This is a genomic window from Sorangium sp. So ce426 (genome assembly GCF_051475585.1).
Classification (GTDB): Bacteria; Myxococcota_A; Polyangia; order Polyangiales; family Polyangiaceae; genus Sorangium; species Sorangium cellulosum_B.
The window spans coordinates 9,990,654-10,002,765 of the sequence record NZ_CP150341.1 but is presented as its reverse complement, the minus strand read 5'-3'; the positions used below and the strand labels follow the sequence as shown (position 1 = coordinate 10,002,765).

Annotated in this window: 8 protein-coding genes; 2 read left to right on the top strand and 6 right to left on the bottom strand. The window is 73.9% G+C overall.

Going from position 1 to position 12,112, the window contains the following annotated elements; all coding sequences use genetic code 11:
* Positions 1-8: 8 nt before the first annotated feature.
* Together WMF44_RS37450 and WMF44_RS37445 are read right to left on the bottom strand one after the other, a co-directional pair.
* Positions 9-1,292, bottom strand: coding sequence for a diaminopimelate decarboxylase (locus tag WMF44_RS37450; protein ID WP_437294835.1), 1,284 nt, complete (start codon positions 1,290-1,292; stop codon positions 9-11).
* A 202-nt stretch (positions 1,293-1,494) separates the two neighbouring features.
* Positions 1,495-2,415, bottom strand: coding sequence for a protocatechuate 3,4-dioxygenase (locus WMF44_RS37445; RefSeq protein WP_437294834.1), 921 nt, complete (start codon positions 2,413-2,415; stop codon positions 1,495-1,497).
* A gap of 763 nt (positions 2,416-3,178) precedes the next feature.
* On the opposite strand from WMF44_RS37445, the gene WMF44_RS37440 reads away from it, so the two are divergent.
* Positions 3,179-3,586 carry a response regulator gene (locus WMF44_RS37440; protein ID WP_437294833.1) on the top strand — a complete coding sequence of 136 codons (408 nt, stop codon included), beginning with the start codon at positions 3,179-3,181 and terminating at the stop codon, positions 3,584-3,586.
* Positions 3,587-3,649: 63 nt separating this feature from the next.
* On the top strand, positions 3,650-4,549 hold the full coding sequence (locus tag WMF44_RS37435; protein ID WP_437294832.1) for a dienelactone hydrolase family protein: 900 nt from the start codon (positions 3,650-3,652) through the stop codon (positions 4,547-4,549).
* 55 nt (positions 4,550-4,604) lie between these two features.
* Here the strand turns inward: WMF44_RS37435 and WMF44_RS37430 are convergent, their stop codons facing one another.
* The 4 genes from WMF44_RS37430 to WMF44_RS37415 all read right to left on the bottom strand — a co-directional run bounded on the left by WMF44_RS37430 (position 4,605) and on the right by WMF44_RS37415 (position 12,020).
* Complete coding sequence (locus WMF44_RS37430; RefSeq protein WP_437294831.1) at positions 4,605-5,480, bottom strand: Uma2 family endonuclease; 876 nt, start codon at positions 5,478-5,480, stop codon at positions 4,605-4,607.
* Between the two features lie 124 nt (positions 5,481-5,604).
* Entirely contained in the window at positions 5,605-6,873 is a 1,269-nt protein-coding gene (locus tag WMF44_RS37425; protein WP_437294830.1) for a hypothetical protein, read from the bottom strand.
* Complete coding sequence (locus WMF44_RS37420) at positions 6,870-11,186, bottom strand: VIT domain-containing protein (protein ID WP_437294829.1); 4,317 nt, start codon at positions 11,184-11,186, stop codon at positions 6,870-6,872. Before WMF44_RS37420 ends, WMF44_RS37425 begins: the two co-directional genes overlap by 4 nt.
* A 639-nt stretch (positions 11,187-11,825) precedes the next feature.
* Positions 11,826-12,020 carry a hypothetical protein gene (locus tag WMF44_RS37415; RefSeq protein WP_437294828.1) on the bottom strand — a complete coding sequence of 65 codons (195 nt, stop codon included), beginning with the start codon at positions 12,018-12,020 and terminating at the stop codon, positions 11,826-11,828.
* Positions 12,021-12,112 lie beyond the last annotated feature (92 nt).

The window sequence follows — 12,112 nt, the reverse complement described above, 5'->3', positions numbered from 1 at the left end:
CGGCGGGCTCATGGCCGGCCGCGGCCGCGGCTCCAGAACGCTACGACGTCCTCTGGCAACTCGCGCTCGCGCAGGACCCGGAGGTCGTCCGCGTCGACGCCGAGCACAGCAGGGATGCCGCGGCTGCAATGGCGGGACCACATGCTCAGCGTGTAAGCCCCCGTGTCGCGGATGAGCACGAGATCGCCGGGCGACAGCTCCGGAAACGCGAGCTCGCGGGCCAGCACGTCGCCGCCGAAACAGAGCGGGCCGCCGAGGGTGCACGGCGAGAGCGGTCCCCCCTTGGGTTCGGCCTCGGGATCGAGCGCCATGAAGTCATGGTGCCAGTCGTCCGGGTGATACGCGCGGCGCAGCAGGAAGTCGGCGCCGAGGTGAAGGATCGCGGTGCGCCCGGCCGAGTCCTTCTTCACGTACTCCACCCGCGAGACCGCGAAGCCGCAGCCCGCCTGGATCCAGCGCCCGAACTCGGTGATCAGCGCGGTCCCCTCCTCGAAGAGCGTCGGCACCTCGCGCCGCAGCGCGGCCGCGTAGTCCTCGAGCGCCGGGGGGCGATCCGTGCTCCTGTAGGCGACCGGCAGACCGCCGCCGATATCCATGGTTCCGGCGGCGAGCGGGCCCATCGCGCGCCGGAGCTCCTGGCGCAGCGCCTCGACGCGGCCGATCCCGTCGATGAGCTGCGAGAGCGCGCACCCCTGCGAGCCGACGTGCACGTGCAGCCCGGCGAGCCACGGGTACCGTGCGAAGGCGGCGCGCACCGCGTCGGCCTGTTCGAGGGGGACCCCGAACTTGGAGCGCCGATCCGCGACGCTGGTCAGGGCGATGCTGGAGGCCCCGACCTGCGGGTTGATGCGCAGCCCGATGCGGCTGGCCGCCCCCCCGTGACCGACGAGCTCGTCGATGCGCCCGAGCTCGTCGAGGTTGTCGGCGTTGAGCCGCACGCCCAGGCGGAGGGCCTCCGCGATGTCGGCGCGGGACTTCGCGGGAGAGTCGTAGACGATGCGGTCGGGAGGGCAGCCGGCGGCCAGCGCGAGCTTCACCTCCTCGAGCGAGGCCGCCTCGAGCCCAGCGCCGCAGTCGACCGCCGCCCGCAGGACCTCGACGAGGGGGTTCGCCTTGATCGCGACGGTGTGGAGGGCGCCCGGCGGAAACGCCGCGCCGATCCGTCCGATGCGCGCCCGCATGCGCCCCAGGTCGTGGAACAGGACCGCCGGCTCCACATCCATCCCGCGGCGCCGCGCCTCCCGGAACGCGCGCGCCATGCTCCCGGGATCCAGCCGATCCGTGTCGCTCATGGAACCTCCCTGCCGCAGTCTGGCGCCCCCGAGGGTGATTGTCCGCCCCGCGCCGGCGCGGCGAACGGCAGAGGTGCCCTGTTTCCTCGAAATTTCGTGACGCTCGGCGAGCAGCGGGCAGGCGCGGTCCCGGCTCGCCGAGGGGTGGCCCGGGTCGAGCCGGGGGCGTGACGCACGGCCCCCGGGCGGGACACCCGTGCGCTCAGGCCTCGACGATGATGTCGAGAATGCTGGTGATCAGCCCCGAGGTGTACGTGGCCGGCATGACCACGCCGCCTGGCGGCGGATTGAGGCTGGATGCCGCGAGGTTCGCCGAGCGAGCCGCGTAGGCTGGCTCCTTCTGGAAGACCTCCGCGCTGAGGTCCGCGTCGAAATAGAGCTGCGTCGTGATCAGCCTGGTCGTGGCTCCGTTGATGCGAGCGACCATGTGGACGTGGACCGGCCGCCCCGCGTCCGACCCGGGATAGATCGACTTGAAGCCCACGATCCCGTTGCGGTCCGAGAGCTGCACGCCGCGGCAGAACCGATCCTGGCTCTCCGGGGTGTGATCGGCCGCGCCCGTGGGCGGCGTGGAGGGGCTCGGATGCTCGAAGCCGCTGGTTCGCCCATCCGCGTCACAGTGCCAGATGTAGACCTCGGCGTCGGGGAGGGGCTCGTTGTTGTTCCGGGCGTCGAGCAGGCGGACATAGAGCCGGAGCTCGCAGCCGGGGTGGTCGTCCCGGATGTCGCTGCGAAACAGGCTGATGTCGTTCGGGATCTCGCTGTCGTCGATGAAGAACGGACCCCCGATGTCCGTGGCGGTCAATCGGCAGCTGCCGGCGCCCTTGAAGATCGACGGATCCAGCGCGTCGGCGCCGCCCGCGCCCACGCCGCCGACGGCGCTGCTCGAGCTGGTGGCGATGGGGCCGGCGGTGCAGCTGCCCGAGCTATCAGGGCCGCTCCACGTGCCCCCCCTGCCGCCGGTGCCGCTCCCGCTCAGGTCGCCGCCCCTCTCGTCGTCCTCCCTGCAGGACACGAGTACGGGCCTGGTGATGGCGAACGCCCCGAGCTTGACGAGGGGCTGCCGACGGTTGAAGACCCAGTCGAGCAGCTCTCGCGGCACGGCTCCTTGGCTATTGCGCATACAACGGTCTCCTTCGATGAGTCGCTGATCTGACCCGTGCAATCACCCTGGCTCGACCGGACAGGGAGCGGCGTCCCGCCCCGGCGCTGCCCATGCTGGCGCCGTGGCTGACGGTGGGGCCGTGGTCGACGCCGCCAGCGCCGCCGGTCGCCGGGGAGGCGCTCGTCGACGCCGCGTCATCGTCATCGGGCGCGTCATCGCCGTTCCCGGTCTCGGACTGGCACGCCACCATGACGAGCGGCGGGATGAGCGCGCCGAGGAGGGGTCGGGGAGCACGGGTACCGAAGCTGCCCGAGGACAGGCTGCCCCATCCGCTGTTCACGGTGAGACAGTGCTTCAAGGACATACGGGCTTGGCCCTCCTAAGTAAGAACCGGGCGACGCGCCGAGGTGCGCGGTAGCGGAGCGGCGTACCGCAAATCGTCTCTTTCTCGCCCCGTCCGGCGCTGCCGTCGCAGAACCAGGGCTCTCATCGAAGCAGCCCTGGTGAAGAAATACAGTGCGCACGGTGCGCACAAGGTTTCCTGGGTGACTCAGACGAATTCCCGGAACGCGCCGATGTGATCACGGCACGGGCTCGAGGAGGGGCCAGGCCGGTCCTTGGAGGCCGCCCCGGGGCACCTGACCAGCGCGCAGCCGGGCCTGGAGGGCTCGGGGGCGCCGCCGGGGACGCGCTCTCCTGTCGGAAGACCGACAAACACTTCTGATTTTGCCGTTTGTGGTGTACTAGGCGCCCCCTCGAGAGCTCGATCCGGACCCCCTGCATGACCCGCATCCTCCTCATCGACGACTCCGCCGCGATGCGGACCTACATGCGCGCGGCGCTCGAGGGGGCGCCAGAGCTCGGGCCGGCGGTCGAGGTCGCCGAGACGGCGAGCGGGTTCGAGGCGCTCCGGCGGATGCACGGGGGCGCCTACGACGCGGTGATCCTCGACATCCACCTGCCGGACATCGACGGCCTGGAGCTCATCCGTTTCATCCGGCAGAGCCGGCACCATCGCGACGTCGCGGTCGTCATCGTCTCGTCGATGTCCTCGCCCCGCGAGCGGGAGCGGGCGTTCCGGCTCGGCGCCAATGCGTTCGTCGCCAAGCCGTTCGCCCCGGATACGCTGGTGGCCGCCGTCCGGCGGGGGGTCGCGTCGAGCCAGCTGGGCCTGCGCGTCGCGACGTAGGCGGGCGCGACGCCTCGCGGCGAGGCTTCCGGCGCGCCGCTCCGAGCTGGTAGGGTGCGCGCCATGACGCTCCTGTCCCACCTACGCCGCTTCCGCGTGGCTGCGCCGCTGGCGCTGCTCGTCGCGACCGCCTGCTCTGCCTCGTCTCCCGCGCCCCGCGTCGAGCCGCCGCCCGCGGCCGCGGCGCCGGCGTCGTCCGGCGCGCCCGGTGAAGTCGGCCCGACCGGGCTGCTCTCGGAGGAGGACTTCAAGGCCCTCCACCAGCTCAGGGCGGACAAGGCCCCGCCCGCGCGAGGACAGACGGTCGAGGTGGCTGGCACGAAGGCGTACCTGAGCCTGCCGCGGGACGCGAAGCCGCCGATCGCGGGCGTCGTCGTCATCCACGAGTGGTGGGGCCTGAACGAGCACATCAAGCACTGGACCGATCGCCTCGCGGAGGACGGGTACGCGGCGCTCGCCGTGGATCTCTACGGCGGCAAGGTCGCGACCACGCCGGACGACGCGATGGCGGCGATGAAGGCGGTCGACGAGGCGAAGGGGATCGAGGTCGTGCGCGCGGCGCACCGCTTCCTCACGACGGACGCGCGCGTCCTCGCGCCGCGCACGGCCTCGATCGGGTGGTGCTTCGGCGGCGCGTGGTCGCTCAAGCTCGCGCTGAACGAGCCCGAGCTCGACGCGGCCGTGATCTACTACGGCCGGCTCGTCACCGACCCCGCGCAGCTCAAGGCGATCAAGGCGCCCGTGCTCGGCATCTTCGGCAACCAGGACAAGGGCATCCCGCCCGAGGTCGTCAACGACTTCGACAAGGCGCTCCACGACGCGGGCATCGAGCACGAGGTGCTCCGGTACGACGCCGACCACGCCTTCGCGAACCCGTCGGGAGAGCGGTACGACACGAAGGCCGCGGCGGACGCGTGGGAGAAGGCGCGGCGGTTCCTGGCGGCGAAGCTGAAGGGGGGATGAGCGGCGAGGCTGGCGAGGAGGGCTCAGGCGGCCATCCCCCTCGCCGGCCAGGCGCTCAGCGGGACCTGAGCCGCTCGATCTCCGCGCGCGCCTGCGCCAGCTCCTTCTCTGTCTCCTCGCGCAGGCGCTGCTCCTCCTCGCGCAGGTGCTGCTCCTCCTCGCGCAGGCGCCGCTCCCTGTCGAGCTCCGCGGCCAGCTCCTCGGTGATGCGCTGCGCGTCCTCCTGGTGGGAGATGACCTGATCGAGCATCCCGCCGAGGCGGGCGATCATCTCGTCCGCGTCCTCGAGAGGGGCGTTGCCCGCGAAGAAGCGGAGGCGAGGGCCGTCGAGCAGCAGATCGAGGCCGAGCACCTCGGAGGCGAACCGGCCAGCCTGAGGTACGATGCGCTGGTAGGCGCGCGGGCGTGAGGGATCGCTCTCCTGGGCCGCGGGCAGCCTGTAGGCGTGCAGGCGCAGGCGGGCGCGGTCGAAGAGGAAGTACTCGTGGATGCCGAGCCGGGCGTAGCGGTCGACGTTGAGCTTGTGATCCTTCGTGCGGCTGCCGGCGACGTGGACCTCGATCACGAGATCGAGCCCCTTGCCCTCGTGGTCGACCACCCACCGCATGCGCTCGTGGGGCTCGACGTCGACCACGGCGAGCAGGTCGGGCGCGAACCGCGGCTCGCCGGGGTAGAAGACGGCGAGCTCGGAAGAGAGGTAGATCTTGCGGGCGGTGCGGCGGAAGAAGCCGTCCAGGGCGTCGAGCGCGTCGCGCTTCGCCTTGCGGTGCGCGTCTCCCTCGGGAGGCATGAGCTCCAGCGGGACCTCGGCGGGGAGCATGTCGACGACGCGCGCGCGCTCGGACGGGGTCATCCGCGCCCACTGCTCGCTCGTCGGCGCGCGCGGATCGGCAGGGTCGAAGAGATAACCGGCAGGGAGGGCCTGAACCACACGCAAAGCCTAGCTCAACCGACCTCGCTCGGGGAGGCTCCCAGGGCGCCGCGCGCCAAGGGCACCCCGTACGGCCAGGCATCGTTTTCCGTTCGATTTTCAGGGGCGGTCGTCGCTCATCGCCTCAGCGGAGCTCGCGCAGCGCTGCGATGAGCTCCGCCAGCGACGTCGCGTCGCTCCGATCGAGCGCCACCGAGCCGGCGGCGAGCGCCTCGGCGAGCGCGCGCGAGCCCCCGGCCTCCGGCGCGGCGGCGGCGACGGCCGACTCGGCGCGCGCTATCTCCGTCACGAGCGCGCCGATCGCCGCCGGGTCGATCGCCGCCGCCCTCGCCGTCGCGGAGAGCGCGCCCGCGGCGCTCTCGACCTGCTCGACAGAGGCGCGCGCCGAAGCGTGGAGCTCCGCCAGGCGCAGCCGCTCGAGCAGCGCGCCGTAGGCCGACTCCATCGCGGCGAGCTCGCGCAACGCGAGCGCCGCCGGGCCCTCCGCTCTTTCTGGACCGGTGGCGCCGTCTTCGCCGGGCGCACCGTCTTCATCGGCCGCGCCCGGCGCGCGCCGCTCCGCGATCTCCACGACCTCGGCGCGCGCCGCCCGCACCTCGCCGAGGAACGCCTCGATCGACGCCGCCGCCGGCGCGAGCGCGCCCGCGCCCAGGGTCGCGAGCGCCTGCGCCGCCTCGCGCGGCCGCCGCCGCAGCAGCCGCCGGAGCGGCGCGTTGCACGCGATCCGCAGCGCCGCGGCCTCCGCGGCGGCGAGCACCCGCTGGCCCATCGACAGCTTCAGCGCGGCCTCGTCGCACGCGCGCGCGAGGTCGTCGGCGAGCGCGCTCGCCTCCGGTCGCCGCTCCGACCGCGGCGCGTCCCGCGCGCCGGCGCGCTTCGCCTCGAGCGCGGCGCGCGCGCCGGCCAGCGCGCCCACCGCGGCGCGCAGCCGCGCGACGGCGTCGTCGGCCGCCGCCGTCTCGGCGGCGAGGTCGTCTCCCTCGGCGTACGCGCGCTGGCTCGCCGCGAGCAGCCGGCGCCGCTCGTCGCCCGCCCGCAGCGCCGCGGCGCTCCGGCGGGCCCGCGCCGCCCCGAGCGCGGCCGCGGCGCGCGCGCCGAAGGTCCACGCGCACGCCGCGGTCGCCCCGAGCGCGGCCGCGGCGGCGATCCCCACGGCGGCCGTCGGGACGGCCGCGCCCGCGCCCGCGCCCACGCGCAGCCCGACCATCCCGGCCGCGAGCGCGCAGGCCGCCGCGCCCGTGCCGACCGCGCGCGCGCCGCGCTGGCGCGGCGCGGCCTCGAGCGCCGTCACGCCGAGGTAGGCCACCGAGCCGAGCGCCACGAGCAGCAGGACGAGCGACAGGGGCGACGTCAGCGTGACGAGGAGCCAGCCGAGCAGCGAGACGTCGATCATGGCAGCGCGCCGCTCGCCAGCGCGACCTCCCGGTCCTTCGCGCCGATCGACCCCGGCGCGCTCGTCACCTGGAACGACGCCCCGTCCCACACGATCGTCGTCACCACGAAGCGCACGTCCCTCCCCGGCGGATCGCTGCGGAACCGGACGCGCCACTCGAGGCGCGCGAGCTCCGGGGCGGGCAGCTGCACCGCCGCGAGCCCGACCGCCGGCGCGAAGGTGCCGTCGCCGAGCGCCGCGTCCACCTGGCCGTCCCGCGCCGCGAGGGCGAGCTCCGCGGCGTAGTCCTCCCAGAGCACGACGCGCAGCGCCCCGGGGCCGCTGAAGAGCTGGAGCTCCTTCAGCTTGCGGGCGAGGCTCTCGGCCTCGGCGCCGGCCGCGGGGGCCGCGCCGCCGCCCCCGGCGAGCAGCCGGCCGATGCGCGCCGCCGACAGGAGCCGCGCCCACGCGCGCGGATCGTCGGGCCCCGGCGTGCCCTCCGCGGCGGCGACCTTGCGCTGGATGCGGAGCGCCTCGTCGACGCGCCCGCTGCCCGCGGCCGCCGCGGCGAGCCGCAGCCAGCCCTGGGGCTCGGCCGGCGCGAGGTCCGTCAGCGTCGTGTACTGGCGGTACGCCGCCGCGTACCAGCCGTGCCGGAGGTAGACGTCGCCGAGCATCGCGCGCGACGCGGGGCTCGTCGGATCGAACTCGACGACCTCCGAGTACGTGCGCAGCGCGTCCGCCTCGAAGCCGCTCGACGCGAGCACGTCGCCGAGATCGAGCGCGAGCGCCGGGCTCATGAAGCCGCGGTCGCGCAGCCGCCGCCCGTAGGCGAGCGCCTCGTCCTTCCGGCCCGCCTCCGCGAGCAGGCGCACCCGCCGGATCTCCCCCTCCGGATCGTCGGGCCGCTCGGTGAGCGCCTGCCGCACCAGCGCGAGCCGCTGGTCCACCGCCGGGAGCGCCGCGAGCCGCTCGTCGAGGAGCGCCCAGCTCACCCTGGGATCGACGCCCCCGAACAGCGTGCGCCGCACCGCCGCGGAGATCGCCGGGTCCACGCTCCGCCTGAGGAGCGCGTGCGCGATGAACCGCTGCGCCTCGGGCTCGCCTTCGAACCGGGCGAGCAGCGCCTCGGCGCCGCCCTCGGTGGACACCTTCGCCTGGAGGAGCGAGAGGAGCGCGGCCCTCGATCGCCAGTCCGGCAGCTCGCAGGTCGTGAGCGCGCCCTCGTAGCGCGCGATGAGCTGCTCCGCCGTCGTGGCGCGGGCGAGGCGCTTCGACCAGACGACGATGCGCTCGGCGAGCGGCCGCCGCGCTGTGTCGCTGCACGGCGCCATCGCGACCTGCGGGCGCCTCGGCGGCGGGGAGGTCCGTGAGGCGGGGCGCACCGCCGCCGGCGCTGCCTTGCGGGCCTTGTCCAGGCGCAGGAAGGCGTCGGGCGGCGTGATCGCACCGCCGCCGCCCGCCGCGCGCTTGAGGCCGGTCGCGCCGATCGTTGCGAGCTCGGACGGCTCGCCGGCCGCCGGCGCGCTCATGGGCGCAGCCGGCGGGCGGGGGGCGACCGGCCGGTTCGCCGCGGCCTCCAGCTTCTGCCGCAGGGGCTCTTGCTTCGCCTCCTCGGCCGGGCGCGCCGCCTCGGGCGCGGGGGGCGGGGCCGCCAGCGTGGCGCCGGGCGAGGCGACATCTCCCTTGGGGCTCTGGTCCCGCTCGTTGCCCTGCTCGGCGATCGCCGGCGCCATCGCTGGCGCTGGCGCCGCGGCCTGCGCCCTCGCGCCGTGGCCGCCTTCCTTCGCCGGGCTCTCCTCGTAGCTCGCGCTCGGCTCGCTCCTCGAGCACCCGGCGGCGACGGCCGCGGAGGGCGGCGCGAGCAGCGCCGCGAGCTCGCGCTCTCGCTGGGGCGTGAGCGCCGTCAGCCGCTCGCCCCGGAGCGGCGAGCGCCGCCGCCGGATCCCCTGGTTCACGTAGGCCTGCTCGCTCTCGAGCGCCAGCGTGCTCGTGAACGGCGTGATCAGCCCGTAGTCGAGCCCGAGCTCGACCACCTTGCCCCGGTGCGCCTCGATGTCGTCGCCGTCCGCGAGCAGCCGCCGCACCTTCTCGGCCGCCCAGAAGCGCGGCACCAGCGCCGCGCCGACGCCCCGATCGAGCTCGATGGGGTGCTCGCGGGTGTACTCCTTCCCCGCGAGCCGCCCCTTCACGATCGCCTTCGTGGGCAGCGCGTGGTGCGTGCGCGCGAGCAGCACCACCTCCTCGCCGCGCGACACCTTGCCGCTCGCGGTGAGCATCGGCTCGTCGAGCCCCGCGCCGAGGTCGATCGCGAGATCGGTGATGGTCGGCGTCTTGATGGCGCCGGCGAGGCGCAGCACCTCGGACGTCGAGCCCTCGGCCTCGTCGATCCGGAACGCCTGTCCTCCCCCGGCGCGCGCGAGCTCGCGGAGCAGCGCGTGGTTCGAGTTCTCGCCGACGCCCACGGTGAAGAAGCGCGCGCGCGAGCCCGTGAGCGAGCGCCGGAGCCGCTCCGCGAGGCGCGCGCCCGTCACCTCGCCGCTCGTCGCGAGCCCGTCGCCGATGTAGATGACCGCCGGCTGCTCCTTGCCGTGCACCCGCCCGAGCGCCGACTCGAACAGCGCGCCGAGGTCGGTCGCGCCCCCGGTCGCGTGCTCGGCCAGCCGCGTGAGCGCGGCGGAGATCTCCTTGTCCGACGCCTCGGCCAGCCCGTCCTTCGGGTGCAGGACCGCCGGCGCCGAGTCGAGCGCGATCAGCGCGAAGTGGTCCGACGGCGACATCGCCCGCAGGATCGCCTCGGCGGCCGCCGCCTTCTGCTGCCGCGCCGACTCGTCGGCCGACGCCGACGTGTCCACCACGACGACCAGGTCGGCGGGCAGCTCCTTGAGCTCGGCCCAGTCCACGTCGGGCACGTACCTGGCCATCACGTAGTCCGCGCGGTCCTCGCCCGCAGCGAAGCGCGACACCCGCAGCGGCGACGGCTTCACCTTGACGGAGGCCTCGAGCTGGAAGTCCGCGCGCGGCTCGTAGCCGCTCCGCCGCATGCTCACCCGCCGTCCGCCGTCCTCGACCACCGCGTCGGCCAGCGTCGCGATCTGCAGCCCCTGGCCGGCCTGGCCGAGATCCACGGACAGGGAGAACTCGCCGATCTGCACGGGATCGCTCGCGCGCATCGGATAAACGTAAGCAAGCTTACCTGATGGCGCGCTGAGCATCTCCACGTAGCGCAGCACGACGCGCCGGGAGCCGCTGGCGGGCACGGGGAAGATGCGGGCGCGGTAGCTGTGTCCGTCGACCCACTCGAGCAGGGCCGGCTCGTGGCCGGTCTGCACGGCGGTCTGGTACCGCTGCGCCGCTTCCTTCCGCTCGATGACCTCGCCCTCGACGAGCACGCCGTTGGTTTCCACGGCGAACGAGCTCACGATCGCCCGCTCGGGCACGGTGAACCAGTACCAGCCCTCGACCTGTCGTCCGCCCGGGTTCGAGAAGGTCTGGTCGACCTCGGTCTCGGCGATGCCGTCGCGCAGGACGGCCCGCACGGCCTGCCGGCTGATCTCGAGCGTGCGCGCCTGCGTCCCGGGGGCGCCCTGCAGGTCGACGCCGTAGATCCGGCCCGATCCGCTGCCTTCGCCTGCGAGCGGCCGGTGGTCGCCCATGCCGCCGGTCCAGTCCTCCCAGTAGGCGAGCGGCGCGACCTTGGGCGCGCCGCTGCCGGCGACCGTCGCCTGCTCCCCTGCGTGCACCTCGACGCGCCCGCCGGGGGCCGCGACGACGGCGAGCCCGCGCGCCACGTACACGCTCACGGCGTCGCCCGAGCGCCTCATCGACAGGCCGGCGTCGGCCGCCGAGACGTTGACGTCCCCGAGCGCGTGCGAGAGCCCGCTGCGCCCTTCGGGCGGCGCGTCGAGCCAGACCTCGCCCTGGGTGATCGAGAGCCCCTCGGCGCGGAGCGCGATCTCCGAGTCTGCGCGGAGGAACACCGCCGAGCCGTCGGCGAGCCGGACGAGCGCCCGCGCGCCCTTTCCGGTCGCGAGCTTCGCCCCGACCGGGACCGGGATCCCGGACACCACCGTCGACTTCCTTTCGCCCTGACCGCTCGCCGCGAGCGTCACCTCCCCCGAGGACAGCTCGAGCCGCGCGCCGATGGCGCTGGTCTTCTCGGGCTTCGTCTCGTGGGTCAGGACGAGCGCGGTCACGCTGGCGGCGAGCGCGAGCGCCCCGAGCGCGAGCCGGAAGCGCAGGCCGCGCCTGCGGCGCGCAAGCTCGGCCCCCGCCCTTGCTGCGCCCTCTTCTGCCGGCGTATCGGCCGGCTCTACCTGTTCGTGCGACGACATCCAAGACCTCCTCGCCGCGGTGGCCCTCGCCCCCGGGAGCCCTGCGCGGGGCCGCATGCAGACGTCCCATGCCCCCCGGCGATCTGCCGAAGCGATCGCGCTGGTCATCGTAACGGGAAAGCGCGGAGGAAGCGTAGCCCCAAGCCGGAGCGGGATGGCGAGCGGCGCGCATCCGGCTGCCGCCTGGTGTGGGGACGAACTGCGAGCCGCACAGACGCCAAGAGAAGAAGACTTAAACGCAAAGGCGCAAAGGCGCAAAGGCGCAAAGGCGCAAAGAGAAGAGAGAAAAGCTCGTGAAAACGCCAGGAGGAGATTGCAGCGCCCGCGCTCCAAGGGAACGATGGAGAAAATATTCTCTCTTGTCTTTTGGCGTCTTTGCGTCTTTGCGTTCAACTCTTCCTCTCCATCCGACCGAGGGCCTCACGCCCTGCGCAGAGCGCCCGGTGTTCCGCGAAGCTGGAGGCACCTCCGAAGACGTTGCGGCGGAGCGCCTGCTGGAGATCGGCGAGGATTGCGTCATCGCCACGAACTTTCCGTGCGGCGCTGGGATCGCGGTCAAGTTCGATGAGATGGGCTGCGCCGTCGGGACACAGGATCCTGACATCGACGCGAGAGCGGCGTCCTGCGTCATCGAGGCCATCACGCCTGCGCGAGATAGACCGCATGGCCACCGCCGCGCTGCGCGCGGCGGCACGACGGAAGAAGAAACTCGTCGAGCGTGACGTGATGGCGCGCATCGTCGGCGACCTGGGACGGACGGCAGCTGACGCTGACCGAGACGATGGCCGCCCCTCGGCGCCGGCGGAGGAACACCTCGTCGGCGCCGGTGGCCACGAACGATGGTGGCCATCGCGAGGCGGCCTGCGGCTCGCGCTCGAGCGATGCCGTCAGGAGTCCTGCATGCAACTGAGCACGTCCGCGATGGC

Bases quoted from the DNA above. Each gene is read 5' to 3' on its own strand.
- WMF44_RS37445 (WP_437294834.1), bottom strand. From the start codon at position 2,415: ATGCGCAATAGCCAAGGAGCCGTGCCGCGAGAGCTGCTCGACTGGGTC.
- WMF44_RS37450 (WP_437294835.1), bottom strand. From the start codon at position 1,292: ATGAGCGACACGGATCGGCTGGATCCCGGGAGCATGGCGCGCGCGTTC.
- WMF44_RS37435 (WP_437294832.1), top strand. From the start codon at position 3,650: ATGACGCTCCTGTCCCACCTACGCCGCTTCCGCGTGGCTGCGCCGCTG.
- WMF44_RS37425 (WP_437294830.1), bottom strand. From the start codon at position 6,873: ATGATCGACGTCTCGCTGCTCGGCTGGCTCCTCGTCACGCTGACGTCG.
- WMF44_RS37420 (WP_437294829.1), bottom strand. From the start codon at position 11,186: ATGTCGTCGCACGAACAGGTAGAGCCGGCCGATACGCCGGCAGAAGAG.
- WMF44_RS37440 (WP_437294833.1), top strand. From the start codon at position 3,179: ATGACCCGCATCCTCCTCATCGACGACTCCGCCGCGATGCGGACCTAC.